This window comes from Aeromonas sp. FDAARGOS 1411 (genome assembly GCF_019047125.1).
Taxonomy (GTDB): domain Bacteria; phylum Pseudomonadota; class Gammaproteobacteria; order Enterobacterales; family Aeromonadaceae; genus Aeromonas; species Aeromonas veronii.
In genome coordinates this window covers 3,645,515-3,671,201 of sequence record NZ_CP077214.1, presented here as the reverse complement: position 1 = coordinate 3,671,201, position 25,687 = coordinate 3,645,515, and the positions used below count along the sequence as shown (strand labels likewise).

The window sequence follows — 25,687 nt, the reverse complement described above, 5'->3', positions numbered from 1 at the left end:
GCGGCCTTCGGGCCGCCTTTTTTATTACAATGTCCCCACTACGTTTTCCTATCAGCGAACAAACGAGCCAAGCAAGATGACAACAGATACGATCGTGGCCCAGGCCACCGCGCCAGGCCGTGGTGGCGTCGGCATAGTCCGGGTCTCCGGCCCCGCCGCCGAACAGGTCGCTGGGATAGTGCTCGGCAAGCTCCCTCGGGTGCGCTACGCCGAATATCTGCCGTTCAAGGATGAGCAAGGCCAGGTACTGGATCAGGGCATCGCCCTGCTGTTCAAAGCTCCCAACAGCTTCACCGGCGAGGATGTGCTGGAGCTGCAGGGCCACGGCGGCCCCGTCATCATGGACATGCTGATCCGCCGCATTCTGAAAATCGACGGCATTCGTCCTGCCCGCCCCGGCGAGTTCAGCGAGCGCGCCTTCATCAACGACAAGCTGGATCTGGCCCAAGCCGAAGCTATCGCTGACCTTATCGAAGCCTCCAGCGAACAGGCCGCCCGCAGCGCCATGCACTCCCTGCAGGGGCAGTTCTCCAGCAAAATCCAGCAACTGGTGGAGAGCCTGATCCGGCTGCGCATCTATGTGGAAGCGGCCATCGACTTCCCGGACGAGGAGATCGACTTCCTCTCCGACGGCAAGGTGGCGGGCGACCTCTACGCCATCATGTCCGAGTTGGACGACGTGCGCGGGGAGGCCAAACAGGGCGCCCTGCTGCGGGAAGGGATGAAGGTGGTGATCGCCGGTCGTCCCAACGCCGGCAAATCGAGCCTGCTCAACGCTTTGGCAGGGCGCGAGTCAGCCATCGTCACCGAGATCGCCGGCACCACCCGCGACGTGCTGCGCGAACACATCCATCTCGATGGCATGCCGCTGCACATCATCGACACCGCCGGTCTGCGCGACACTCAGGACAAGGTGGAGCAGATCGGTATCGAGCGCGCCTGGGCCGAGATCGAACAGGCCGATCGGGTGCTGTTTATGGTGGATGGCACCACCACCGACGCGGTCGACCCGCGGGAGATCTGGCCGGAATTTGTTGATCGGTTGCCAAAAAACATCGGCCTCACCGTCATTCGCAACAAGGCAGACCTGACCGGCGAGGATCTGGCACCGAGTCAGGAGCAGGGCCACGCCGTCTACCGCATCTCCGCCAAGACCGAGCTGGGGCTGCCAGCCCTGCGTGAGCACCTGAAAGCCTGCATGGGCTTCCAGGGCAACACCGAAGGGGGCTTCATGGCTCGCCGCCGCCATCTGGATGCGCTGGAGCGTGCCGCCGAGCGCCTGCTGGTGGCCAAGGAGCAGCTGGAAGTGTTCGTGGCCGGTGAGCTGGTAGCAGAAGAGTTGCGCCTGGCGCAGGAGTCCCTCTCCGAGATCACCGGCGAATTCAGCTCCGACGATCTGCTGGGCCGTATCTTCTCCAGCTTCTGCATCGGCAAGTAATGTGGTGAAAAATCAGCAATAAAAAGCAGCCAGTGAGAACATAAGGCATTGTAAATATTGGACTTTGTTTTTTACTGGCTATTCTTGCCTGATCTTGTTTCGTGAGAATTTACCCCGAGAGTACCCCAAAGTAACCTCTTGGGGTACTTTTGGGGGACACTTATGAAGATCAGCATCGAATACCGCGCACCGGACGCCGAAGGCAAGCGCGCTCTGCGCTTAACCTACTACGCCGGCTCCTACCTTGACCAAACCACGGGCATCCGCAAGCACAAACGCAGCAGAGAGACCCTGGATCTCTTCCTGTACGACAAGCCGCGTACCCCAGCACAGCGGCTCCACAACAAAGAAACCCAGCGAGCAGCCGAAGCCATCCGCGCCAAGCGACTCTTCGAGTACGAGACTGGTAAACACCATCTGGATTTCTCGAACGCCTACAAGGCCAGCTTCTTCGAGTACTTCCAAGATGTTACAGACCAAAAAGCGGCAGGTAGCAAGAGCAACCACTCCATCTGGATATCAGCCCTCAAGCATTTACGCCAGTACCATAAGCTGCCGGAACTGACTTTCGAGGAAGTAGATCAGCTGTTCCTGGAGGGGTTTCGGCATTACCTGATGCACAAGGCCCGCACCAAAAGCGGCACACCACTGAGCCGCAACACCCAAAGTGCCTATTTCAACAAGTTAAGGGCGGCCCTGAACCAGGCTGAGCAGGAACGGCTGCTACCGGATAATCCGGTACGACGTGTCAAAGCTATCCAGGGGGAGAAGAACAAACGGGTTTACCTGACCGAAGACGAGGTACGAGCCTTGGCCCAGGCCGAGTGCCGGTACGACGTTCTTAAGCGCGCCTTTCTGTTCTCTTGTTGCACTGGCTTGCGCTGGTCCGACATTCACAAGCTGACCTGGGCCGATCTGGAGCCCTTCTATGGCCATTACCGTATCGTCTTCACCCAGAAAAAGACCAGCGGCCTGCAATACCTGGATTTGAATGACATGGCGATGCAGCTGATGGGGCGCCCAGGCAAGGCAACAGAGCGGATCTTCAAGGGCCTCAAGTACTCGGCTTGGCACAACATGGAGCTCACCCGGTGGGCGTTGCAGGCGGGTATAACCAAGAAGGTCACCTTCCACAGCGCGCGTCATACCTTCGCCGTCATCCAGCTTAACCGTGGCGTTGATATCTATGCCCTCTCCCGCTTGCTGGGGCACAGTGAGCTGAGAACCACCGAAATCTACGCCGACATTCTTGAATCGCGGCGCCGAGATGCCATGCTCGATTTCCCCAATGTCTTGGGGTGATAGAAGCACCCTCGACGAGATCATAGCCAGGAAGAGCCAACAAATAGGCCAGCGCAACCATGCGCTGGCCTAGATTATCTTAGATAATATAGATCGGATTTCAGGATCGCCCTGCAGCCCAAGCGGTAACTGGGTTTCACTGAATTGGCTTGTGACCGTTATCGTGAACTTTGTGACCACTTTCGTGATAGTTTGTGACCGTTATCGTGATAGTGCAGGCCGGCCGATGGTAAACCGCCCCTTGGCATGTTCACTGATTGACCAACCCAGTTCAGCCAGTTCATACAGCGCCTTGCGAACTCGCGATTGCCGCTTTCGGTTGGTGGCCGCGCTGGACTTATCAGGAAAAGCGTAAGAGACCAGTTTATCTAAACCTACTGGCTTGCTGCGGCCACAATCAATCCAGGCACAAAGCCGCTGATGCAATATCCGGGCAGTGCTACTACGCAGTTGCCGTACCTCAGCCAGATCGATATAGGTATATCGGCCATTACCCAATATGGCATTGGTCAGCAATGGATTAAGCGCCACAAAGAGCCTATCGGTCAGGGGATCGCTGGCATAGTTCGCCAGCAGACGAAAACCACTACGCAAGCCTGCTACCTGTGCTATTACCGACACCTTCCACAACCGCTCGACAGTGCGACGCACCGTATTGGTGTCACGAGGGTTTGCGTAACCAATCTCCTTGGCCAGTTTGCGCAAGCTGCTTTTGACTACCAAGACATCCTGCTGGTTGGCAATCCCACGCAGCTGAAGTAGGTCTCGTAATATCTCTCCGGTTTCACCACTCGCAATAAGCCCAATCTTGCCACTTTCTGATTCAAGCCCAGCTAGGGCAACCAACCCTTGAAGTACGCGCAAATCGTCAGCCCCCAAGGGTTCTGGCCCAGAAAACTCAATCTGATTACCGTTATCCAAACGGTAAATCACCTCCAGCTTGTCACGGCGGCGTTGGCCATTCGAGATCGCCCTAAACAACCCGGGAGCAAGGCAGTGCATATGGTCGTGCCGGGCATGAGTCAATTCAAAGCAAGGCACGTTTGCCCCCAGCCCAGTGTATTTCGTCAAAACCAGCGGGGTACAGCACGCCACCTTCCTTCCGCTCCAGCCAGCGCTCCGGTAGTGGCGGCCCATAATTGCTTTTGCTTACCCCAAACCGCACGTAAAGCTGGCTCTTCTCTGCCGATACGCCCAGCTTCTGCGCCTCTTTCTTGGTCATAGTGGCGAGATAGGCCTGCCAGCGAACGTTGTCCACCAGTACCGACGAACCACGGCTTGCCTGCTGCAGATCGCCAGCTTCTTGGAATACCGCAGATTTACTGGTGTGGTGTACAAACAACACAGCGCATCCCTTCAGCATGGCCAGCCGTTCCAGCTGACCCAGCACCAGTGTCATAGCACAGGCTGCATTCTCATCAGCATCGTGAAAGCGTCTCAGTGTATCGATAACCACCAACCTGACCCCCTCAGCCCAAATGGCAATCGCTTCCCACCAGCGGCTATCCAACACATTCGGACTGGCTCCCTGAAGCGATATCAAACGAAGGTCTCGTTCAACGTTGGCACGAAGTTCAGCATCAAGGCCTCCGCCCAAGGCAAACAAGCGCTGGTGCAGTACAGGCCAAGGGTCCTCGGCAGGCAAGTAGAGCACAGCCCCCCTGCCCAGCTTGCCAAGTTCAATCCAATCCGGCCCACCGGCGATCTGCATTGCCAGTTGCAATGCCAACATCGACTTGCCCACTCCTCCCGGTGACACCAAAGCACCAACGCAACCAACAGGCAGCCCCGGGAGGACAAAATCGAGGGGTTTCGGAGGTTCAATAAAAGCCGACCGGAGATCCTGGGGGCAGAGAGATGTAATCAGATCCTGTGTCATACCCACCTCACAACCGCCCATGGCTAGCTTGCCGCACACGCTTGGTCACATGCTCAGTGAGTTCGGCGTCTGGTGAAATGCGGTGGGAGAGCAGCCAATCGAGCAGTTCATCGCGCTTGAAGTAGATTTTTTTGCCGTTGGGCTTGTAGAAAGGCAGGCGTTTTTCACTGGTCTGCCGGTACACATAACCAACTGAGACCCCAAGTAACTCAGCGCATTCTTCGGCAGAAAGCACCTCTTTTTGCGCCTGCCCTTGCTGGATCACCAGCTGCTTAAGCTCATAAAGCTCTTTCAGGATTGCCCCATTCGGATCACTGAAAACTGACGAATTTTGTTCGCGCATGCAGATTGTCTCCTAGTTACAAACATCAGCATGCAAGAGCGTACCGGGGGCTAGGCGAAAACCTCGTCGCTGTAGTTGTCCAATTTGGGCACCAAGAGCGTTTTTTACGGAGGGAAAACTTTCACATGTGAGAGCCACACAACAAGATTCATCGCCATTGATGCAAAAAAAAGATCGAACTTTGTCTTGACGGAACAAAGTCTCATCAGAGACACTAGTCTCCAGCATCATTAGCGATGACGAGATTTTTTGTGAAATTATACCTGTACCAAATCGCCACTATCAGCGCTGGTTATCCATTTCGCGGCAAGATCCCCGAGTATCCAGAGGGGAATCTGGCCGTTGTGCAGATGAAAGACTCCTCGTCAGAGTTCGGTGTCGACTGGATGGGCTGCGTGCGCAGTGAGGCAACTGGTAAAAAAGCGCCGGACTGGCTGCAAACGGGAGATATTCTGGTGGCAGCACGGGGCAACCAAAACTATGCCGTGCTGGTTGATACCCGGCATGCCCCACTGCCAGCTGTGGCGGCCCCCCACTTTTATGTGGTACGGCCACAATCTGATGCACTGCTCCCGGAGTTCCTCGCCTGGCAGCTCAATCAGCAGCCCTGCCAGCGTTACTTCGAACTGCATGCCGAAGGCACCCTGACCAAGAGTATTCGCCGCCAGGTTTTGGAAGAGGCCTTGATTGGGCTTCCATCACTGGCAGAACAACAAACCATTTTGGCAATGGCTCGCACGCTACAGGAGGAGCGCCAATTGATGCAGCGCCTCCAGCACAATGGCGAGCAGATGCTGCATGCCATCGCGACTCGCCTACTTGAACAATCCGATACAGATGCCTCTTGAGGCTCGCATACCCGTTATTGCGCCAAGGAAACACCCTTTATGACCGAACAGATCAATCAGGACGTTATCAACAACACCGTTTGGGGTGCTTGCGATGTCTTCCGCGGCACTATCAGCGCCGATACCTACAAGGATTTCATCCTCACCATGTTGTTCCTGAAGTACATCTCCGATGTCTGGCAGGATCACTACGACGGCTACAAGAAAAAGTACGGCGACGCACCAGAGCTTATCGAAGAGATGATGAAGAGCGAGCGCTTTGTGCTGCCCAAACAATCCAGCTTCTACACACTCTATGAACGACGTCACGAGCCAGGAAACGGCGAGCGGATCGATCAGGCTCTGCACGCACTGGAAGAAGCCAACGGCACCAAGCTCAAAGATGGCAACAAGAGTGTGTTTCAGGACATCAGCTTCAACAGCGATCGCCTCGGCGAAGAGAAGCAGAAGAACACCATACTGCGCTACCTGCTGGAGGCATTTGCCAAACCGGAGCTCAACCTGAAACCAAGCCGGGTCGGTAACCTCGACGTGATTGGTAACGCCTACGAATACCTGATCGGCAAGTTTGCCGCCAACAGCGGCCAGAAAGCTGGCGAGTACTACACCCCGCCCGAAGTCTCCGATCTGATGGCCGAACTGCTGGATCCGCAGCTCGGCGATACCATCTGCGATCCCGCCTGTGGTTCTGGGTCGCTGCTGATGAAATGCGGCCGCAAAGTAGTGCAAAACTACGGCCAGAAACGTTATGCCCTCTACGGGCAAGAGGCCATCGGTTCCACCTGGTCGCTGGCCAAGATGAACATGTTCCTGCACGGGGAAGACAACCACAAGATCGAGTGGGGCGATACCATCCGCAACCCCAAGCTGCTGGATAAAAACGGCGATCTGATGCACTTCGATATCGTGACCGCCAACCCGCCGTTCTCACTGGACAAGTGGGGTCATGACGAGGCTGGGATTGATAAATATGGCCGCTTCAAGCGCGGCATTCCGCCCAAGACCAAGGGGGATTATGCCTTTATCCTCCATATGATCGAGATCCTGAAACCCAAGAGCGGTCGCATGGGTGTCGTGGTGCCTCATGGCGTGCTGTTCCGCGGCTCCAGCGAAGGCAAAATCCGCCAAAAGCTGATTGACGAGAACCTGCTCGATGCGGTGATCGGCCTGCCGGAGAAACTGTTCTTTGGCACCGGCATCCCCGCCGCCATCCTGATCTTTAAAAAAGAGAAGGTGGACGACAATGTGTTGTTTATCGACGCCAGCCGCGACTTCAAGCCGGGCAAGAACCAGAACGTGCTGAGCCCGGAGAATATCGCCAAGATCGTCAAGACCTACCGCAACGGCGGCAATGTCGAGAAATACGCCTACCTTGCCTCGCTCAAAGAGATCAAAGAGAACGACTACAACCTCAACATCCCCCGCTATGTGGACACCTTCGAAGAAGAGGAAGAGATCGATCTGCTGGCGGTGCGTGCCGAGCGGGAGCAGCTCAAAGCCCAACTGACCGAGCTGGAAACCGAGATGGCCAACTTTCTCGCCGAACTGGGTTATCTGGATCACAACGCATAAGGAGCTCTTGCAATGGAACAACAACAAATTCAGGCATTAACGACTAGTTTCGAAGGCCATGCAGAGCAAACCGACACGGGCGTTGAGTATTGGCTAGCTAGGGATCTGCAACACCTGCTGGGCTATGGCAAATGGGATAACTTCACCAGCGTCATCTCTAAAGCCAAAACAGCCTGTGAAGTCAGTGGCCACGGGGTGTCGGACCATTTTGCCGACGTCGGGAAAATGGTCGAACTTGGCTCGGGTAGCCAACGAGAGATCGATGACATCATGCTGACCCGCTACGCCTGCTACCTGATTGCTCAAAACGGTGATCCCCGAAAGCAGCAAATCGCCTTCGCCCAAACCTACTTTGCCATGCAAACCCGCAAGGCGGAGCTGATTGAACAACGGCTGCTGGAAACTGAGCGGGTGCAAGCACGCCAAAAGCTCTCAGCCACAGAAAAAGAGCTCTCCAGCGTCATTTATGAGCAGACCGGTGGTAACCAGAACTTTGCACTGATCCGCAGCAAAGGGGATCACGCCTTGTTTGGCAAAAGCACGCAAGCGATGAAAGTCCAATGGAAGGTTCCAGATAGCCGACCATTAGCTGACTTTGCCCCAACCATCATTCTCAAAGCCAAAGACTTTGCCACCGAGATCACGATCCACAACGCCCGCACTCAACAGATGACCCGGGAGACACAAATTTCCAACGAGCACGTCACCAACAATCAGGCGGTGCGTCAAACCTTACTCAGCCGCGGTATTCAGCCAGAGCAGTTGCCCGCCGCCGAGGATGTAAAAAAGGTGGAACGCCGTCTGGCCTCGGCCGACAAAAAATCGCTGAAAAATCCTGCGCGGCTGGATAACGGGAGTACGGACGATGAATAAGCAAACAGCACAGCATACGCTCAAGACGCAACTCACCGCGCAGGAAAGCGAGATGGCCAAATATCTCGAGGAGTTGGGATATGGTGCCTAATGCATGGTCAATAAAACCTGTCGCTAACATTTTGGAAAAAGTTAGCAACCCGGTAAATGTAAATCCAGAAATGGTATATCATGAAATAGGAATTAGATCTCATGGTAAAGGCATTTTTTACAAGGAGCCCATTTTCGGGAAAGAGTTAGGGAATAAGCGAGTTTTTTATGTTGAACCAGATTGCCTGGTGGTTAATATTGTCTTTGCTTGGGAACAAGCGATTGCAAAAACAACTATCAATGAAAAAGGAAAAATTGCGTCTCATCGATTTCCTATGTTTAAACCGAGGGGAAACCTATGTGATATCGACTATATCCTTTATTTATTCAAATCAAGAAAAGGAAAATACTTACTTGAACTAGCCTCACCTGGTGGAGCTGGCCGAAATAAAACACTCGGACAATCAGAGTTTTCTAAACTAGAGCTTATTCTTCCACCAATTGAAGAGCAAAAAAAAATCGCCAAAATTCTCTCCACTTGGGATAAGGCGATCAGCACTACCGAGCAACTGCTGGCTAATAGCCAGCAGCAGAAAAAGGCGCTGATGCAACAACTGCTGACCGGAAAAAAACGCTTATTGGATAGCAATGGGGTGAGGTTTAGTGGTGAGTGGGTACATGGGCGGCTGGGCGAACTTTGCACATTCAAAGGTGGCTCTGCATTTAAAGAAGAATATCAGGGCCACTCAGAAGGTGATTTACCTTTTATAAAGGTTAGCGATATGAACCTTCGAGGGAACGAGAAATATATAGACTATGCCAATAATTGGTTAACCAATCAAGCCGCCAAAGAGCTTAAGGCTAAAGCCTTTCCAAAGAATACCATTGTTTTCGCCAAGGTTGGCGCTGCATTATTACTTAACCGGAGACGGATTTTATTGCGTCCTACTATTATTGATAACAACATGATGGCTGCAATTCCAACCAAGTTTGGAGATACTGAATTTATTTACCAGTTAATGTTGGCTGTCGATTTTGCAAAATTTGTACAAGAAGGTGCAGTTCCTTCTGTAAATCAGGGAGATTTAGCTTCATTTAAAATTTCTTACCCTGAAAAGGAAGAACAGCAGAAAATAGCTGCAGTTCTCTCCACTGCCGAGCAAGAAATCACAGCCCTGCAACAAAAACTCGACACCCTAAAGCAAGAGAAAAAAGCGCTGATGCAACAACTGCTGACCGGCAAGCGGAGGGTCAAGGTGGAGGAGGCTGCATGAAAAAAGTGACCATTCACCCCATGACCGAGGCCGAAGTTGAGTGGCTGGAGCAGCGGCTGATGGACTATGGCAACGACGATTCGATGCTTAGTTTGTCGGCGCTCGACGGCTTTCTGACTGCGGTACTCTCCGGCCCCGAGTTGGTACCGCCGAGCCAGTGGTGGCCAGTACTCTGGGGTGGCAAGCCCCCTGAGTGGTCGTCCGAGCTGGAGATGAAACGGGCGCTGGATTTGATCCTCGGCCATATGAATATTCTGGCCCATACCCTCTGTTATCAGCCCGAGCACTTTATCCCGGTGCTGATGGCCAACTATGTCGAAGGGCAGGAGCTCTGCAACGCCGAAGATTGGTGCTTTGGCTATCTGCGTGGCATGGCACTGGGAAACTGGCCAGCCTTGCCAGAGGAGCTGAATACCTCGCTCGAGGTTATCCGTTTGCACGGCAGCGATGACCTGCTGCCGCAGCTGGCCAGCCTGTCGCTACCGGAACATCAACAGAGCGTAGCCGAAGTGGGCCCTGCCGCCTTGCGGCTGCACGCCCATTTTCTGGCCCAACGGGGGCCAAACACAGCGCCGATAGCCGCACCTGCACTCACACCAGTAACCCTGCCGGTTAGAGCGACCCCCAAGATCGGGCGCAATGACCCCTGCCCCTGTGGCCGCGGCAAAAAATTCAAGCAGTGCTGTTTGCACTGAGTTGAGATGGCAATACCCCGAACAGGTGCCATCGGTAGCACACAGTTGAAGGAGCGTTCAAAGGCATGATCGAATTTACCCCGGAGCAGTTGCTGGCTCAGTTGCGCGAGCTGGATGAGTGTCCCCGTATCGAGGCCAAGCGAGGCAGCAACATCGGTTCATCCGTCATGCAGTCGATCTGTGCCTTTGCCAATGAGCCTGGCCTTGGCGGTGGCTATCTGCTGCTCGGAGTTAACGAGCCAGATGGCACACACGACACCTTTTCGGTATGCGGTGTCAGCCTCAGTGACCAGCTTCTCAACACCCTGCAGACCAACTGCCGTGACCAGTTTGAACAGCCTATCCCGGTACAGGCGCAAGCCCATCAGCTGGAGGGCAAGCGTGTGCTAGTTGTCTTTGTCCCCGAACTGGAGCCGGCAGCCAAACCTTGCACCTTTAAGGGGAGGTTCGATAGCAAGAACAAGCGCAAGAGCGGCGTCTGGCGACGGGGATTGAACGGAGATTACGAATGCTCCCAGCAGGAGCTGGAGCCCTTGCTACTCGCCAAAAATGGTCTGGGGTTCGAGCAAGTTCTGCTGCCTGACGCCCACTGGGATGATCTCGATCCCCACGCCATCGAGCTCTATCGCACGCTGCGCAGCAAGGTTCGCCCTTATGCTGAAGAGTTGCAGGCCAGTGACAGTGACATGCTCCAATCCCTCAATCTGGTGAAAAAGCGCCAAGGTGAATGGGTACCCAATATCGCTGGCTTGTTGCTCCTTGGCAAACCGCTGGCGTTGCGAAGACTGTTACCCGCCATGCGCGTGGACTATGTCCGCGTCACCGGCACTCAGTGGGTGGAAGACCCTCAACAGCGCTTCGACACCACGCTGGATCTGCGTGAACCCCTGCTGACGCTGATCCCCAAACTGGAGGCCACCATTCTGGATGACTTGCCAAAGCATTTTCGTCTGGAAGAGGGCAAAACCCAGCGAGACGACCAACCCTTGTTGCCACAAAAGGTGATTCGCGAAGCGGTGGTCAACGCCGTCATGCACCGTGATTATCAGGTCAATCAACCCATCATAGTGGTGCGCTTTAGCAACCGTCTCGAGATACGCAACGCCGGCTACTCTCTCAAGCCCGAGGCGATGCTGGGGGAGATGGGCTCTATCCTGCGCAATCCGGTGCTAGCTTCTGTGCTCTACGACGTCAGCTTTGCCGAAACCAAAGGCTCCGGTATCCGCACCATGCGACGTCTGCTGGACCAGGTGGGTCTGACCGCACCTGTTTTCATGAGTCAGGTCATCCAGAACCAATTCTTGGCAACCTATCTATTGCATCAACTGATGGGCGAAGAGCAGTTGGCCTGGCTCAAACAGTTCGCTCATTTCACCTTGAACAACGATGAGGCGAAAGCACTGATCCTGGCCAAGGAGACGGGAGCGGTCGATAACGCAGGCCTTCGCGCCATTACCGGCCTTGATACGCTCGCCACCAGCCAGGTACTGGGAAGATTGCATCGTCAGTACCAGTTGCTGGTCAAAGGGGGGGCTGGTCCCTCCACTTACTACGAGCTGTCAGCGCCTCACGAACTTCCGCTGTTTGCTGCTGCCAATGATGAGGGCCCCCGCTCAAATGCGGGTGACCCCGTGGCAAATACGGGTGACCTCGACGCAAATACGGGTGACCTCGCGGCAAATAGAGGTGACCTTGGCTCAAATGCGGGTGACTTCCCGTCAGATCTGCTCGCTCGTATAGACCAGCTCACCCCCAAAGCACGCAGAAATAACCTGTGGCCAGTGATTCTGTGGCTCTGTGCCATGCGTCCTTACAAGACTGAGCAACTGGCCAAAACGCTGAACCGGCGGGAAAACGCACTAAAAGCGTCCCATTTGAACATTATGCGGGAACAAGAGGGCTTGATTGGCTATGCCTACCCAGAAGTGCCCAATCATCCGGAACAGGCTTACCAAACCACAGAGAAAGGACGCCAATGGCTCGCTGCACGGGGAATTGAACTCAATGACTGATCATCACCACGCACCCAAGTTTCAAGAAGAGTTCAGCGCCAAGATCCCGGCCCTGACCCTGCTGACCCAGTTGGGCTGGACTTTTCTGCCCCCCAAGCAGGCGCTGGCAGCCCGTAACAATAAATATGACCAGGTCGTGCTGAGCCAAATTCTGCGCGAGGAGCTGAGCAAACGCGCCTTTGTGTATGCTGGCAAGAGGTATCCACTGTCCGCCAAGTCGGTCGACAATCTGGTAAGTGAGCTGTGTACTCCAGCTCTTAACGAAGGGCTGATGACCGCCAATGAACGGATCTATAACCATTTGCTCTACGGCATGTCGGTCACCGAATTCATCGATGGCAAGAAGGTAAGCCCGACCATTGCCCTGATCGACTGGCATCACCCGCACAATAACAGCTTCACCTTTACCGAAGAGTTTCACGTCACCCGAGCCAGTGGTATAGAGTCTCGTCGCCCCGATATCGTCTGCTTCGTCAATGGCCTGCCATTGGCGGTGATCGAGGCGAAACGCCCGGATAGCAACGCCAAGAAGGGGCCTACCGTCAAGGAGGGGATCTCCCAGACTATTCGCAACCAGCTACACGGTGAGATCCCGCTGTTGTTCGCCTATAGCCAGTTGCTGCTATCCATCAGCGGTATCGAAGGACGCTATGGCACCTGCGGCACACCGGAAAAATTCTGGGCAGCTTGGCGTGAAGAGGACATCAGCGACGCGCAGATGGCCGAGATCAAGAATCGGCCGATTCCCCAAGAAACCCTCTCGACACTGTTTGATCATCGCCCAACGGCCACACTGGATTGGTACCAGACCCTATTGGCCGCCGGCGAGTTGGCTGTGACGGACCAGGATCGGCTGCTAATCAGCCTGCTGTCACCTGATCGGCTGCTGGATATGACCCGTCTGTTTACCCTGTTTGACAAGAAAGCCGGCAAGATAGTGGCCCGCTATCAGCAGGTGTTCGGCATCAAGCGACTGATCGAGCGGATCAGCCACAAGCGCCCTGATGGCGGCCGCCAAGGCGGGGTGATCTGGCACACCACAGGCTCAGGCAAGTCGTTCACCATGGTCTTCCTGAGCAAGGCGATGATCCTGCATGATGCGCTGAAAGCCTGCCGCATCATTGTCGTGACCGACCGGGTGGATCTGGAAAGCCAGCTCAGCAAGACCTTCTCATCCAGTGGTGAACTGGCTGGCAAGAAGGACAAGGACGCGGCGATGGCCACCTCGGGCAAGCGACTGGCTGAGCAAATAGGCAAGGGTACCGAGCGCATCATTTTCTCGCTGATCCAGAAGTTCAACACTGCTACCAAATTGCCTGAGTGCGTCAACAAGAGCTCGGACCTCATCGTGCTGATTGATGAGGGGCACCGTAGCCAAGGGGGCGAAAACAATATTCGCATGCAACTGGCCCTGCCCAATGCCGCCTTTGTGGCCTTTACCGGCACCCCTCTACTGAAAAACGACAAGACGACCAACAAGTTTGGCCCCATCCTGCACGCTTACACCATGCAGCGAGCCGTTGAGGACAAAGCGGTCACCCCCCTGCTCTATGAAGAACGCATCCCGGATCTCGATGTGAACGACAGGGCGATTGATGCCGGTTTTAACCGCATCGCCACCAACCTGACCGAGGAGCAAAAGGCTGACCTGAAGCGCAAATACACACGCAAAGGCGAGCTCTACAAAGCCGATGACCGGCTCCAGCTTATCGCTCGCGACATAGCCGAACACTTCGACAAGAACATTCCGGAAGGGCTGAAAGGTCAGCTCGCCTGCGACAGTAAGTCTTCCGCCATCAAGTACAAGCAATATCTCGATGAGGTTGGATTGTTCGAATCCGCCATTGTTATCAGCTCCCCCGATAGCCGGGAGGGCAATACCGATGTCGATGAATCTAACCTCCCTCTGGTCGTGCAGTGGTGGAAAGATAACGTGGGTAGCCAGGATGAGCAGCTCTACACCAAGCAGATTATCGAACGCTTCGCCGACAAGGATGATCCGCTCAAGCTCTTGATCGTGGTAGACAAGTTACTGACCGGTTTCGATGAGCCCAAGAATACGGTGCTTTACATCGACAAACCCTTGAAGGAGCACAACCTGATCCAGGCCATCGCCCGGGTCAACCGGCTGCACCCGGACAAAGAGTTTGGCTTGCTCATCGACTACCGCGGCATTCTCTCGGAGCTAGATACCACTATCGCCAAGTATCAGGATCTCGCCTCACGCACTCAGGGTGGCTACGACCTTGACGACATCGCCGGCCTCTACAACCAGATGAGCTCTGAATACAAGCGCCTGCCACAGCTCTACAAGGACCTGTGGAACATCTTTGCCGGGGTAAAGAACAAGCAGGACATAGAGCAACTGCGCCAGGTGCTGGTACCCCGAATGGAAGAGGTTGAGGGAGAGCTGGTAGATGTGCATCTCAAGGTGCGTGAAGACTTCTATGAGGCACTCTCCCGCTTTGCCAGTTGCCTGAAAGTAGCTCTACAGTCGGCCTCGTTCTTCGAGGACACCGCCTTTACCGAAGCGGATCGCCGCCATTACAAAGAGACGCTGCAGCAGTTCTCCAGCCTGCGGCAAACCGTGCAACAGGATGCAGGTGAAAGAGTCGACTACGACGAGTACGCCCAGCAGGTGAAAAAGCTGCTCGACAAGCATGTGGTTGGCGTCGAGGTCAAAGAGCCCGGTGGTGTGTATGAAGTCGGCAAGATGGGACTGCAAAAACCGCCGGAAGAGTGGAGCAAAGAGAAGACCCGCAACGAGACTGACATCATCAAGACTCGCGTCACGCGCATGATTGAGCAGGATCTCAGGGATGACCCTTATGCTCAGGAGTCTTTCTCAACCTTGTTGCGCCTCGCCATTGCAGAGGCGGAAAAACTGTTTGATCACCCTCTCAAGCAGTACATGCTGTTCCGCGAGTTTGAAGAGCAGGTACAGGAACGCCGCCTGAACGATATGCCTGATGCGTTTGGCACTAACCGCCATGCTCAGGCCTACTTCGGGGTCTTCAAAAAGAACCTGCCACAACTGTTTGACAGCCAGGATGCTCAGGTTGAAGAAAAGTGGGTCAAACTCGCTTTCGAGATCGACCGGTTGGTTGATGCCTCGGTCTCTGAACACTCTATCAACCCGCAAAATATTGAAGCCGATATTCGCAAGAAGCTGCTGCCATTGCTGTTCACCGAGTGCAAGGCCATCGGCTGTGGCATGGATCAAGCCAAGCGCATGGTGGAAATGGTCGTGCAGATTACCCGAGTTGGTCACAGTGGGATGTAACTGCAGATGAGTACCTCCGGCAACATGACCAATAGGCTCCAGCACTTTTCCTATGGCGGCGAGCTCATCCGGTTCGAGCGGCTTACCAGACCCAAGGCCGGCAAACTGCTGATCAAGGTGCATCCTGACTGTCGGGTTGAGGTGATGGCCCCACCGCAAACGCCAGATGAAGAGGTGCTTGCGGCGGTAAAAAAACGTGCCCGCTGGATCTACGAGCAGTTGCGTGACTTTCGTCAGCAGTTGGAACATGTTACGCCACGCCGTTATGTCAGTGGCGAGAGTCACCTTTACCTCGGCAAGCAATACCTGCTCAAGGTCATCGTTGCACCAAGCAGTGTGCAAGGGGTCAAACTGCTGCGAGGCAAGCTGGAAGTATCAGTCAGGCAGCCAGGACCGGAGACAGTGAAGGCTCAACTGACCCAGTGGTATAGAACCCGCGCCAGAGAGCTTTTCGCCAAACGTCTCGATGCCATGTTGGAACAATCCTTGTGGGTTGTGGATCGCCCTCCGCTACGCCTGCTGAATATGCAAACCCAATGGGGAAGCTGCTCGCCCAATGGCCGGATCACACTCAATCCTCATCTGGTAAAAGCCCCCAGAGAGTGCATTGATTACGTCATCCTCCACGAGCTTTGCCACCTAGCCGAACACAACCACAGCGAGCGATTCTGGCGGTTGCTCAGCCAGGTGATGCCGACCTGGGAGAAGACCAAACAGCTGCTCGACGGGATGGCCCACCGACTGCTGACATCCTGAAATATGAGGGGCAAAATTCCAGATAGATAGGAATCCGCCCCCATCAATTCCAGCACACCAAGGTCCATCATCCCTTCAAATAAGACGACCAACATTCCAGAGCGAAAAACAACACGAACATTCCAGATAGATGGGAAGGCCCCTATCAATATTCCAGGTGCTCGTTCTGAAGCGAAATTCCACTATCTGGAATATCCTCACCAAGATTCCAGATAGATAGTTATGTGGAGGGGAACTGGACAGGGGTTGGCCGGGAATGAGGGCGCTGATTCCGCTGGTCAATAAACCACTGGATTCCATAGTTCCAACTTTATCACTAACGAACAAACTCAACATTTTCAATAAGTTGATTGAACGCCAACACCTTCAGTGCCATGCTGAAATTATCTTCAGTGGTGGAGCAAAACGATGGATGCGTTCAGTTGGGGGATGGCGGGCTTATTGGCCTTCTTCACGCTTGTTTTCGTGTGGAGTCTGTATAGCTACAAAGCGCATGCAAAAGAGCGGCACCATGAAACCGATCGCTGATATCGCCCTCATGGCGGTGGTTGCGCTGGGCTTGATGGCACTTGGCGACACGTTGTTTGCATGGCTGCTGATCTGCCTGCCACCGGTTTACTGGTGCTGGCCAATACTGGCCTGGGCCACCAGACGCCCCATCACGGCCAGGTTGCAGTTAATGGCTCTTGCCGCACTCACCTGCTGGCACTGGCCCGCCGGGCTGTTCACTGCGCTGAGCATCGCTCTTATCTGGACAGCGAAAACCCTCAAGACAACCCCACGCTCAAAACGCAAGGGTGGGCCGGTCATCAAAAATTACTACTTCTGGAGCTAACTGCGCGCCTCCTTGGCCACACTGGCGATAAGGTACCTTGAGCAACCAAGCATCTCCTGAATCGCGGAATAACTGTGGCCTGTCACCAACAGCCTGGCGATGTGCTGACGCTTCTTCTCATCCTTCTGCCTACCACGGTATTTCCCTTCATCCCTGGCCTTGGCAATACCCTGCTGCTGCCTGCGACGGCGATCTTCATAGTCTTTACGAGCGACGGCTGCGAGCATATCCAACAGCATGCCATTTACAGCCTGCAAGATGGCGCTGGTGAACTCGGAGCGGCTGTCCCCCTGTAATGCCACCCAGGAAGTCGGAAGCTCAGGAGAAACGATGGAGAGCTGTTTCTGTGCCAAAAGCTGCTTCAGTGTTTGCCAATCCGTCTGATTGAGACGGGCCAGACGATCAATCTGCTCTACCAGCACAATGTCACGATCTGCAGCGTCGCGGATCAGCCTCATAAGCTCAGGCCTGTCCAGCGTCGCTCCCGACTCATTCTCCACATAGAAACTGGCAATCTGATGGCCATGCTCAGCAGCAAAACCAATCAGCAGCTTTCGTGCCCGCTCAGCATCCTGTTCCACAGTCGATGCACGTAAATACGCCCGTATGAACATTGAAACCCCCATCAGTCTGTTTAAAGTGGTTCTTAATTATTGGTTCAATATAAGTGGTTTCAATATGATTTTCGAGAGGGTATTAAGTGGTTTTTATGGGGTATACCTTTTTAGAACCACCACATCACGATCGAAACACAACCTTTCGATAGCCTTTTGATCTGACAGCACAAACTTTAAGTGTGATCCGTCATCACAAAGTCGCTTTTGAGTTGTATTTGAGTATTTAAGCGACGTTGCTCACCATTCCTGATCTGCTGAATGGGATGCCAAAGGAGGAAATCTACAGAAGCTGGGCTTTGAGGTGAGTCATCTTTTCGACTCACCGAACAAGCCAGCAGCCAAGCGTAGCGCGGCAGTTCTTTACCCCATGGCTTGGTAATCTCCCCGTCTGCTGTTCTCTTACCCGCTATAGGGGATAAATGTTAGATACCGCCTACAGCGCGTAAGTTACATTTACCTCCTATAACAGGTAAATATTGATATACCTGTCATAGCGTGTAAATTGGAAGAAGGCACGCTACCAGGTTGTCGAATCATGAAAGTAACCAGCGCCAAGCAGCTGAGCGCCTGTATCAAGGATGCCAGGCTTTCTCAAAAGCTCTCTCAAGGCAAAGTGGCCGAGAAAGTGGGGATTAGGCAAGACACAGTCTCCAGCTTCGAGCTCAATCCTGAATCCACCAAGCTGGAGACCCTGTTCAAGATCCTCGCGGCACTCGAATTGTCACTAGACATCAAGCCCCGCAATGAGTCATCCGATAGTCCGGCATCGGGCTGGAAGGAGGAGTGGTAATGGCCAATCTGGCTGTCTACATGAACGGCTATCGGGTAGGCACATTCACCAAAACTACCAGCGGCGCCCATCAATTTCAGTACCGTGAATCATGGCTAGCACAACCGGGCAGCCGTCCGATCTCACTCTCCATGCCATTGCGCCATCAGCCCTACCGGGGCGATGAAGCCTATAACTTCTTCGATAACCTGCTGCCAGATAATATGGAGGTGAGGAACAGGGTTGTAGCACGCTATCAAGCGGCATCAACTCAGCCCTTCGATCTGCTCAGTTGCATTGGCCAGGATAGCGTAGGGGCATTACAGCTGGTTACCGAAGGGCACGATGTTCCAGATGTCAGGCGAATCGACTACAAGGCACTTTCCGATGACGAGCTCGAGCAGATCCTGACCAGCTACAAATCAGGAATCCCTTTGGGGATGGTCAGGGAGCAAGAGGAGTTCCGGATCTCTATCGCCGGGGCGCAAGAAAAGACTGCGCTGCTCTATCTCGATGACCGTTGGTACTTGCCACTCAACGCAACGCCGACAACCCACATTATCAAACTCCCTATCGGCAAGATTGAAAGCCACTCCTACTCGATAGACCTCTCCCAGAGCGTAGAAAACGAATATCTCTGCACTCTGATTGCCAAGGAGTTTGGTCTACCCGTACCTCACTGCTTCATGATGCAGGTTGGCCAGGTCAAAGCACTGGCTGTGGAACGCTTCGACAGACGTTACGCTGCCGATCGCAGTTGGATCATGCGCCTTCCCCAAGAAGATTTCTGTCAGGTATTGAATGTTCCGTCAGCACGGAAATACGAGAACCATGGAGGACCGGGGATCACTGACATCATGAAAACCTTGCTGGGCTCTGCGACACCAGAACAGGATCGCTACCTATTCATGAAATCTCAGGTCCTGTTCTGGCTGCTGGCGGCCACCGATGGCCATGCAAAAAACTTCTCGGTCTTTATTGAGCCGGAAGGGCGTTTTCGCCTGACCCCTTTTTACGACATCCTATCTGTCTATCCAGTATTTGGCGGCCGAGGCCTCAACCGAAGGGACGCCAAGCTCGCTATGGGCCTAGCAAGCAGCAAGGGAAAGAAGTATGCCATTGAGCAGATATTCCCGCGTCATTTCTTCCAAACGGCGAAAGCTGTGGGATTTGAGCGTTCTGCTATGGAAGAGATCCTGACAGAACTGGCCAACTCCGTTGATGATGTTATTGAGCGCGTTACCCAGCAATTGCCAGCAGACTTCCCCGATACCATCAGCAGCACCATTCTAGAGGGCCTAAAAGCCCGCTCAGCCAGGCTGATAAAGGGTTGGGATTAAATTGGCGGTATGTGGGATGACTGCACGGTTAGCCAAACTACCTATGGGAAACTTGCACGGTTTGAAGAGTAAAGCTGCTTTCCAGGCACCGGACGATGCTATAGTCGGTTCAAAATATGTTCAAAACTCACCTAAAAGGCGGCTTTGACTGCGTGTGGTGGCATCGCGTTGATTCATATGGGAAGGCTGCACGATCGAGAATGAACTATGTGGGAACGCTGCACGATGACAGAAACCCGTGAGAGGCCTCTCAATATGCTGTTTTAGTTACTTTTACCCCAAGTGGCCCCCGAAAAGTCACTAACATATTGAAGATAATAAATTATTTACATTCTGCATCGGCAAGTAAGCCGGTTCGGCAAACAATAAAAAGCCCGGGTTCATCCCGGGCTTTTTATTGTGCGTTTTTTGTCCACAAGCCTAGAGGCGACGCAGGCACCACATGAAGTAAGCGCCCCCTAACAGGGTGGAGACCAGCCCGACCGGCACCTCCTGTGGGAAGAGGATCTGCTGGCCGACCCAGTCAGCCGACACCATCAACAGGGCGCCGGAAGCGGCGGCCCCAAGCAGGTGCCAGCGTGCCCGCACCAACCCCATCAGCTTGGCCATGTGTGGCGCCAGCAGACCGACGAATGAGAGCGGCCCGACCACCAGGGTGGCACTGGCGGTGAGCATGGCCACCAGCAGCAGGATGGCAAGCTGGGCACGGTTGAGGCGAATACCGAGTGCAGTGGCTACCGCAGCCCCCATAGGCAGCAGATCGAGCCAGCGGCTCACCAGCAGGCAGGCGGCCAGCATCAACAGCGCCAGCCCCACCAGCCCATAGGCCACCAGCAGGGTGACGTAGTAGGTGGAGCCGGACATCCAGGAGAGCAGTTGCTGCACCCGCATGTCGCCGTTGGCCAGCGCGATGGCCTGCAGCGGCTCAAACAACGCCGTGATGGCGATACCTGAGAGCAGGATCCGTTCCGGCTGGAAGCCGTGCTTGCGATTGACCAGCACCAGCAGCAACAGGCAGCCGAAGGCACCGAGCAGGCCACCGGACAGCATCAGCGGCAGGGGCAATGCAGGCAGCAACAGCGCCGTCGCTATCACCCCCATAAAAGTGCCGCCGCTCACCCCCAGCAGCTCAGGGCTCGCCATAGGATTGTTGCTGACCCGCTGCAACAGAGTGCCCGCCAGCGCCAGCAGCACGCCAGCCGCCCCCGCCGCCAGAGTGCGCGGCAGCCGCCACTCCAGCTGGGCCTGCCAGCGGAGCCAGCTTGGCCAGCTCCAGCCAGTCATCCCCTGACCAAACAGCAGGGAGGCGACCACGGCCAGCAGCAACCCGACCAGCAACAGGCCGATAAGGCGAGCCGGAGCCAGATGGCGAGCCACCAGCAGGCCGGCGTTTGCCTTTGGCGTACCCGACTTGATGCCAAGGCGCGGGATCAGCCAGAGCAGCAGCGGCGCCCCCAGCAGGGCGGTCATGGTGCCGGTGGGGATCAATACCGGCCAGAAGCGACTCAGGCTCTGCAGCAGCAGATCGGTCGCCGCCAGCAGCAGGGCGCCTAGGATTGGAGCCCACAGCAGCCGCTGGCCAAGCTGGCGGATCCCGAGCAGCCGCACCATGGCGGGCGCCGCCAACCCGATAAAGCCGATCAGCCCCACCACGCTCACCACGCAAGCGGTGACAAAAACCGCCAGCCCCAGTCCGGCAAAACGCAGATGCTGAAGGGAGACCCCCAGACTGCGGGCGCTGGCATCATCCAGCTCCAGCACCGCCAGCGGGCGCACCAGTACTGCGGCCAGCAAAGCGGCTGCCAGCAGGCGGGGCAACAGGTAACTAACCCCGCTCCAGCTGTTCTGCACCAGCGAGCCACTGCCCCACACCAGCAAGCCTTTCAGCTCCTCCTGAAAGAACAGCAAGAGCCCCATGCTGATGGCCGCCAGATAGAGGTTGATCACCAACCCGGCAAAGACGATGACCACCGGATTGAGCTGGCGACGCCAGGCCAGGGCAAACACCAGTGCCATCGCGAGGCTGCCACCGGCCATGGCGATCCACTCCCGCCCCAACAGCAACCAGGAGGGGGCAAACAGGGTCACCATCATCAACGCCAGTTGGGCACCGGAGGCCACCCCCAAGGTGGTCGGTGACGCGAGCGGGTTGCGCAGCACCTGCTGCATCAGGGTGCCCGCCAGCCCGAGCGCCGCCCCGGCCAGCAGGGTGACCGCCAAGCGGGGCAGCCAGCTGAAATGCACCACCGCTTGGCTGACATCATCCAGATTGGGGGCGAACAGGCTCTGCCACCAGAGCGCACCGGGCAGCTGGCGAGCCAGCTCCCAATACGCGAGCGAGAGGGTCAACCCCAGCAGGATCGAGACCGGCCGCAGCAGCGGCGATGTGAGCAGTCGCTTCATCGGCTCGCCTCCATACGCTCGACATCTTGCAGCAATGCATCGCTGAGCAGACCGGCGAAACGGCGGGCGGCCAATACGCCGCCAAAACTCCAGACCGCAGGCAGATGCAGCACGGGCGCCTGCCGTACCAGCGGCAGATGCTGCCACAGCCCAGGCTCCTGCAGCCGTTCGCTCACTCCGACCGGGATGGGATCGACCACCACCAGCCGCGCGGTTGGCAAGGTCATAAACTGCTCGATGCTGACCACCGAGAAACCCCAGTCATTGGTCTGCTCCTGCCAGCCATTACGCAGCCCGAGCCGCGTCATCACCGCATCGAACAGGCTGTGGCGACCAAACACCCGCACATGGCGCTCATCGATAAACTGCACCACCAGCAGGGGCGGCAGATCCGCAGGCAATCTGGCCTGCATGCTGGCGAGATCACGATCCAGCCCGGCCAGCAGCCGTTCGCCCTCGGCGGTTTTGCCCACCATGCGGGCGAGGGTCAGGGTCACCTCGTGCAGCCGCTGCCACAGATCGGTTTGCCCATCATAGAGGGCGATGGTGCTCACCGGCGCGATGCGGGAAAGAGTTGGCGCCAGCGGGGCCGCCAGCGGCGAGATGAGGATGCGATCGGGTTTGAGCTCCGCCAGCAGCTCACGGTTGGGCTGGGTGCGCAGGCCGATATCCACCACTCCGGCAGGTAGCCGTGGCTCGCCGACCCATGCCTGATAGGGGCCTGCATCCCCAACGGCCAGCGGCGTCACCCCGAGCGCCAGCAGGGTCTCGGCGATGGTCCAGTCGACGGTGGCGATACGGGGTAGCGGCGCAGAGGCGATCGGGGATGTGTCGGCCTGCGCCGCTAGTGGCAGCAGCAGGCTGATAAGGCAGGGTGCCATCTTCTTCAATAAACGGTTCAAGAGAGCCCCCGGTCAGACGATGGCGATGGGATGAGCATGAGCCGGATGGCGAATGACCTCCATCGGGATGCCATAGATGGCGTTCAGGGTCTCGCTGGTCATGATCCCCTCCGGTTCGCCGTGGGTGAGCAGGCGGCCGGAGTGGAGCGCCACCAACCGATCACAGAAGCGGGAGGCCATATTGATGTCGTGAATGACGATGATGACCCCAAGGTTTAGCTGACGGCTCAACTGCTTGACCAGCGTCAGCACCTCCACCTGATGGGCCACATCCAGCGCGGCCAGCGGCTCGTCCAGCAGGATGAAGCGGCTCTCCTGCGCCAGCAGCATCGCCAGCCAGACCCTGCCCCGCTCGCCGCCGGAGAGGGTATCCACCAGCCGATCGGCAAAGCGTTCGGTATGAGTCAGAGCGATGGCCCGCTCGACCTGACGGTGATCCTCCGCCCCCATCCGGCCCAGCAGGCCGCGCCAGGGGTAGCGGCCCATCTCCACCAGCTCCCGCCCGAGCAGATTCTCGGCGCTCGGCAGATGCTGGGGCAGATAGGCCACCTGACGGGCAAACTCCCGGTTGCCCCAGTCGGGTAGCGGCTTGCCATCGAACAGGATCTCGCCGTCGCTGAGGGGTTGCTGGCGTGCCAGCAGCTTGAGCAGGGTCGATTTGCCCGACCCATTGTGGCCGATGAGGCCATAGACCTGTCCCTGCTCGAAACGCAGGTCGGTGGGGTGCAGCAGCGTGCGGTCATTGACCGTGAAGCTGGCTGATTTCATCTCGAACATAAGCAATTCCTGTGCTGGCTTGCCGCCAGTCTCATCGGTGCCGGTATCAAGCCGGCACCTCGCAATCCAGATGGGCGATCGCATCGCGGCTCACTTCGGCGCGGCGCGCCCCGGTCAGCTCAGTGAGCTGGCCCTGGCGCATCTCCAGCAGGCGATCGGCCAGCGGGAAGTAGTGATCATCGTGACTGATAGCAATCACCGTCTTGCCCATCTCCTTGAGGCGCGGCAGCAGCACCTGATAGAAGATGCGGCGGAACTGGGGATCCTGATCCGCGGCCCACTCGTCAAACAGCATCACCTCGCGCTGCTCGGCCAGCGCCAGCAGCAGGGCGACCCGCTTGCGCTGCCCTTGGGAGAGATCGATATCGGCGATAAAGCCATCCTCGATGGTGAGCTTGCTGCCCATCTGTAACCGCTCCAGCCACTCGGCCACCAGCTCATCCTTGGGTTCCGGCCCCAGCAGGTGCTGGAACAGGTGATAGTCGGTGAAGATGGCGGAGAAGAGCGCCAGATAGCCGTTGCGATCGGTGATCGGCTCACCATCCAGCAGGATCCGGCCCGATACCGGCTGGTAAAGGCCGGTCAGCAGCATGGCCAGCGTCGACTTGCCGGAGCCATTGCCGCCGATGATGAAGATCTGCTCCCCCTTTTCGATGACCAGATCGATGGGGCCAACGGCAAAGCCGCCCTCCCCCTGATAGTGAAAGCTCACCTGCTCCAACTCGATATGCTGCCAGGGGCGGATGGCGGGCGGCAGTGGGAAGTCCGCATCCGGCTCGGCCAGATTGAGGGCGGCGATCTTGTCGAACGCCACCTGAGCGGCAAGCAGGGTCGGCAGGGCGCCAATCCCCTGCAACAGAGGGGTGCGCAGGAACAGCAGGGTCAGGGCGAAGGTGGCGGCCACATTGGTGTTGGCCCAGCCAAGGCCGTTGGCCAGAAAGAAGACCAGACCGATGGCCCCCAGCATCATGATATTCGACCAGTTCACCGCGCTCAGGTGATAGGTGTCGGCGCGAATGATCTGCTGGCGATAGTCACGGGCATTTTGCTCATAGAGCTGGTGATAGACGAAGTGAGCCCGCTCGCGGTTGAGCGCCAGCTCCTTGCTGCCGGCGATGATGGCCTGATAGTTCTGATAGAGCCGATCTTCGGCCTGACGCATGTGGGAGAGATGGCGATAAACACGGTTCACCAGCAACCAGCCCACCACCATGGTGACGGTGACCCAGAGCGCGGTCACCCCGAGCAGGGCCGGAGAGAGCCAGCCAAGATAGAGGGCTGAACCCAGCGTGAGCACCAGCCCCTGCACCAACTCTGGCAGGCGTACGAAGGCAATGGTGATCTGGCCGATATCGCTGGAGAGGGAGGCCAGCAGCGGCCCCTGACCAATCTGGCGGATGCGGGCGACATCGGTATCCAGCAGTTGCTTGAGCAGGCGTCCGCGCAACCGGTAGACAAAATGGTGACCGAGAGTGGTCAGGGCCAGCTGAGATCCGAGTGTGATCACCAGCAGCAACACAATCAGGCCGACCAGCTGACCGAGGATCGGCAGCGGATCACCTATAGATTCGATAAGAGACTGATTGATAAAGACAATGACGCCAATCCCGCTGACGGCACTGAGCAGACTGAGCAGGGTAATGGCGATAAAGGGCCAACGATATTGACGATAAACCAGAGACAAGAGTTCCATAACGGACCGGTATTCCAGAGAGATCAGAACAACTGCGGGTGAAAAG

21 protein-coding genes are annotated in these 25,687 nt (G+C 56.2%); 13 read left to right on the top strand and 8 right to left on the bottom strand.

Annotated features, from left to right (window positions below; genetic code table 11):
* The first annotated feature begins 76 nt into the window (after positions 1–76).
* Entirely contained in the window at positions 77–1,438 is a 1,362-nt protein-coding gene (mnmE, locus tag I6L41_RS16575; protein ID WP_019445516.1) for a tRNA uridine-5-carboxymethylaminomethyl(34) synthesis GTPase MnmE, read from the top strand.
* A 162-nt stretch (positions 1,439–1,600) separates the two neighbouring features.
* Positions 1,601–2,740, top strand: coding sequence for a site-specific integrase (locus I6L41_RS16570; protein ID WP_216960129.1), 1,140 nt, complete (start codon positions 1,601–1,603; stop codon positions 2,738–2,740).
* A gap of 201 nt (positions 2,741–2,941) precedes the next feature.
* Here the strand turns inward: I6L41_RS16570 and repC are convergent, their stop codons facing one another.
* Genes repC through I6L41_RS16555 form a run of 3 tightly spaced genes read right to left on the bottom strand, consistent with a single transcriptional unit; the run spans position 2,942 to position 4,962 of the window.
* Entirely contained in the window at positions 2,942–3,742 is an 801-nt protein-coding gene (gene repC, locus I6L41_RS16565) for a replication protein C, IncQ-type (protein WP_254203319.1), read from the bottom strand.
* Between the two features lie 25 nt (positions 3,743–3,767).
* Entirely contained in the window at positions 3,768–4,619 is an 852-nt protein-coding gene (locus I6L41_RS16560; protein WP_201954366.1) for a helicase RepA family protein, read from the bottom strand.
* Between the two features lie 7 nt (positions 4,620–4,626).
* Entirely contained in the window at positions 4,627–4,962 is a 336-nt protein-coding gene (locus I6L41_RS16555) for a helix-turn-helix domain-containing protein (protein WP_216960123.1), read from the bottom strand.
* Between the two features lie 236 nt (positions 4,963–5,198).
* On the opposite strand from I6L41_RS16555, the gene I6L41_RS16550 reads away from it, so the two are divergent.
* From I6L41_RS16550 to I6L41_RS16510, 9 genes are all read left to right on the top strand, one after another.
* A complete protein-coding gene (locus I6L41_RS16550) occupies positions 5,199–5,810 on the top strand; it encodes a restriction endonuclease subunit S (RefSeq protein WP_216960120.1) in 612 nt (203 codons plus the stop codon).
* 39 nt (positions 5,811–5,849) lie between these two features.
* Positions 5,850–7,382, top strand: a complete 1,533-nt coding sequence (locus tag I6L41_RS16545) for a type I restriction-modification system subunit M (RefSeq protein ID WP_216960117.1) — start codon at positions 5,850–5,852, stop codon at positions 7,380–7,382.
* A 12-nt stretch (positions 7,383–7,394) separates the two neighbouring features.
* On the top strand, positions 7,395–8,255 hold the full coding sequence (gene dinD / locus I6L41_RS16540) for a DNA damage-inducible protein D (protein ID WP_216960113.1): 861 nt from the start codon (positions 7,395–7,397) through the stop codon (positions 8,253–8,255).
* A gap of 80 nt (positions 8,256–8,335) precedes the next feature.
* Positions 8,336–9,559, top strand: coding sequence for a restriction endonuclease subunit S (locus I6L41_RS16535; RefSeq protein WP_216960110.1), 1,224 nt, complete (start codon positions 8,336–8,338; stop codon positions 9,557–9,559).
* On the top strand, positions 9,556–10,254 hold the full coding sequence (locus I6L41_RS16530) for a UPF0149 family protein (protein ID WP_216960107.1): 699 nt from the start codon (positions 9,556–9,558) through the stop codon (positions 10,252–10,254). The genes I6L41_RS16535 and I6L41_RS16530 overlap by 4 nt, the downstream gene beginning before the upstream one ends.
* 65 nt (positions 10,255–10,319) lie before the next feature.
* Positions 10,320–12,266, top strand: a complete 1,947-nt coding sequence (locus tag I6L41_RS16525) for an RNA-binding domain-containing protein (RefSeq protein WP_216960103.1) — start codon at positions 10,320–10,322, stop codon at positions 12,264–12,266.
* Positions 12,259–15,549 (top strand): type I restriction endonuclease subunit R, encoded by a 3,291-nt coding sequence (locus tag I6L41_RS16520; RefSeq protein ID WP_216960100.1) that lies wholly within the window; start codon positions 12,259–12,261, stop codon positions 15,547–15,549. The genes I6L41_RS16525 and I6L41_RS16520 overlap by 8 nt, the downstream gene beginning before the upstream one ends.
* 24 nt (positions 15,550–15,573) lie before the next feature.
* Positions 15,574–16,305: a M48 family metallopeptidase gene (locus I6L41_RS16515; protein ID WP_104016779.1), complete on the top strand. Its 732-nt coding sequence runs from the start codon at positions 15,574–15,576 to the stop codon at positions 16,303–16,305.
* A 511-nt stretch (positions 16,306–16,816) separates the two neighbouring features.
* Positions 16,817–17,140: a hypothetical protein gene (locus I6L41_RS16510; RefSeq protein ID WP_104016729.1), complete on the top strand. Its 324-nt coding sequence runs from the start codon at positions 16,817–16,819 to the stop codon at positions 17,138–17,140.
* Here I6L41_RS16510 and I6L41_RS16505 read toward each other — a convergent pair.
* Positions 17,137–17,754 carry a recombinase family protein gene (locus I6L41_RS16505; RefSeq protein ID WP_104016778.1) on the bottom strand — a complete coding sequence of 206 codons (618 nt, stop codon included), beginning with the start codon at positions 17,752–17,754 and terminating at the stop codon, positions 17,137–17,139. The genes I6L41_RS16510 and I6L41_RS16505 overlap by 4 nt on opposite strands.
* Positions 17,755–18,292: 538 nt before the next feature.
* On the opposite strand from I6L41_RS16505, the gene I6L41_RS16500 reads away from it, so the two are divergent.
* Positions 18,293–18,547 (top strand): helix-turn-helix domain-containing protein, encoded by a 255-nt coding sequence (locus I6L41_RS16500; RefSeq protein ID WP_042047685.1) that lies wholly within the window; start codon positions 18,293–18,295, stop codon positions 18,545–18,547.
* Positions 18,547–19,866 (top strand): type II toxin-antitoxin system HipA family toxin, encoded by a 1,320-nt coding sequence (locus I6L41_RS16495; RefSeq protein ID WP_193861257.1) that lies wholly within the window; start codon positions 18,547–18,549, stop codon positions 19,864–19,866. Before I6L41_RS16500 ends, I6L41_RS16495 begins: the two co-directional genes overlap by 1 nt.
* Before the next feature lie 420 nt (positions 19,867–20,286).
* Here the strand turns inward: I6L41_RS16495 and fhuB are convergent, their stop codons facing one another.
* From fhuB to I6L41_RS16475, 4 genes are read right to left on the bottom strand one after another with little or no spacing between them, the layout of a single operon-like run.
* Entirely contained in the window at positions 20,287–22,269 is a 1,983-nt protein-coding gene (gene fhuB, locus I6L41_RS16490) for a Fe(3+)-hydroxamate ABC transporter permease FhuB (protein WP_216960097.1), read from the bottom strand.
* The gene (locus tag I6L41_RS16485) at positions 22,266–23,150 is read right to left on the bottom strand and encodes an ABC transporter substrate-binding protein (protein ID WP_216963988.1); all 885 of its coding nucleotides are present in this window, start codon (positions 23,148–23,150) and stop codon (positions 22,266–22,268) included. Before I6L41_RS16485 ends, fhuB begins: the two co-directional genes overlap by 4 nt.
* A 33-nt stretch (positions 23,151–23,183) precedes the next feature.
* Positions 23,184–23,948: an ATP-binding cassette domain-containing protein gene (locus tag I6L41_RS16480; protein WP_216960094.1), complete on the bottom strand. Its 765-nt coding sequence runs from the start codon at positions 23,946–23,948 to the stop codon at positions 23,184–23,186.
* A gap of 46 nt (positions 23,949–23,994) precedes the next feature.
* On the bottom strand, positions 23,995–25,641 hold the full coding sequence (locus I6L41_RS16475; protein ID WP_216960091.1) for a multidrug ABC transporter permease/ATP-binding protein: 1,647 nt from the start codon (positions 25,639–25,641) through the stop codon (positions 23,995–23,997).
* Between the last annotated feature and the right edge of the window lie 46 nt (positions 25,642–25,687).

What these genes read in the sequence shown, in the direction of transcription:
- mnmE (WP_019445516.1), top strand. Translation starts at nt 77, where the DNA reads ATGACAACAGATACGATCGTGGCCCAGGCCACCGCGCCAGGCCGTGGT.
- I6L41_RS16570 (WP_216960129.1), top strand. Translation starts at nt 1,601, where the DNA reads ATGAAGATCAGCATCGAATACCGCGCACCGGACGCCGAAGGCAAGCGC.
- repC (WP_254203319.1), bottom strand. Translation starts at nt 3,742, where the DNA reads ATGCACTGCCTTGCTCCCGGGTTGTTTAGGGCGATCTCGAATGGCCAA.
- I6L41_RS16560 (WP_201954366.1), bottom strand. Translation starts at nt 4,619, where the DNA reads ATGACACAGGATCTGATTACATCTCTCTGCCCCCAGGATCTCCGGTCG.
- I6L41_RS16555 (WP_216960123.1), bottom strand. Translation starts at nt 4,962, where the DNA reads ATGCGCGAACAAAATTCGTCAGTTTTCAGTGATCCGAATGGGGCAATC.
- I6L41_RS16550 (WP_216960120.1), top strand. Translation starts at nt 5,199, where the DNA reads ATGACGAGATTTTTTGTGAAATTATACCTGTACCAAATCGCCACTATC.
- I6L41_RS16545 (WP_216960117.1), top strand. Translation starts at nt 5,850, where the DNA reads ATGACCGAACAGATCAATCAGGACGTTATCAACAACACCGTTTGGGGT.
- dinD (WP_216960113.1), top strand. Translation starts at nt 7,395, where the DNA reads ATGGAACAACAACAAATTCAGGCATTAACGACTAGTTTCGAAGGCCAT.
- I6L41_RS16535 (WP_216960110.1), top strand. Translation starts at nt 8,336, where the DNA reads ATGGTGCCTAATGCATGGTCAATAAAACCTGTCGCTAACATTTTGGAA.
- I6L41_RS16530 (WP_216960107.1), top strand. Translation starts at nt 9,556, where the DNA reads ATGAAAAAAGTGACCATTCACCCCATGACCGAGGCCGAAGTTGAGTGG.
- I6L41_RS16525 (WP_216960103.1), top strand. Translation starts at nt 10,320, where the DNA reads ATGATCGAATTTACCCCGGAGCAGTTGCTGGCTCAGTTGCGCGAGCTG.
- I6L41_RS16520 (WP_216960100.1), top strand. Translation starts at nt 12,259, where the DNA reads ATGACTGATCATCACCACGCACCCAAGTTTCAAGAAGAGTTCAGCGCC.
- I6L41_RS16515 (WP_104016779.1), top strand. Translation starts at nt 15,574, where the DNA reads ATGACCAATAGGCTCCAGCACTTTTCCTATGGCGGCGAGCTCATCCGG.
- I6L41_RS16510 (WP_104016729.1), top strand. Translation starts at nt 16,817, where the DNA reads ATGAAACCGATCGCTGATATCGCCCTCATGGCGGTGGTTGCGCTGGGC.
- I6L41_RS16505 (WP_104016778.1), bottom strand. Translation starts at nt 17,754, where the DNA reads ATGTTCATACGGGCGTATTTACGTGCATCGACTGTGGAACAGGATGCT.
- I6L41_RS16500 (WP_042047685.1), top strand. Translation starts at nt 18,293, where the DNA reads ATGAAAGTAACCAGCGCCAAGCAGCTGAGCGCCTGTATCAAGGATGCC.
- I6L41_RS16495 (WP_193861257.1), top strand. Translation starts at nt 18,547, where the DNA reads ATGGCCAATCTGGCTGTCTACATGAACGGCTATCGGGTAGGCACATTC.
- fhuB (WP_216960097.1), bottom strand. Translation starts at nt 22,269, where the DNA reads ATGAAGCGACTGCTCACATCGCCGCTGCTGCGGCCGGTCTCGATCCTG.
- I6L41_RS16485 (WP_216963988.1), bottom strand. Translation starts at nt 23,150, where the DNA reads ATGGCACCCTGCCTTATCAGCCTGCTGCTGCCACTAGCGGCGCAGGCC.
- I6L41_RS16480 (WP_216960094.1), bottom strand. Translation starts at nt 23,948, where the DNA reads ATGTTCGAGATGAAATCAGCCAGCTTCACGGTCAATGACCGCACGCTG.
- I6L41_RS16475 (WP_216960091.1), bottom strand. Translation starts at nt 25,641, where the DNA reads ATGGAACTCTTGTCTCTGGTTTATCGTCAATATCGTTGGCCCTTTATC.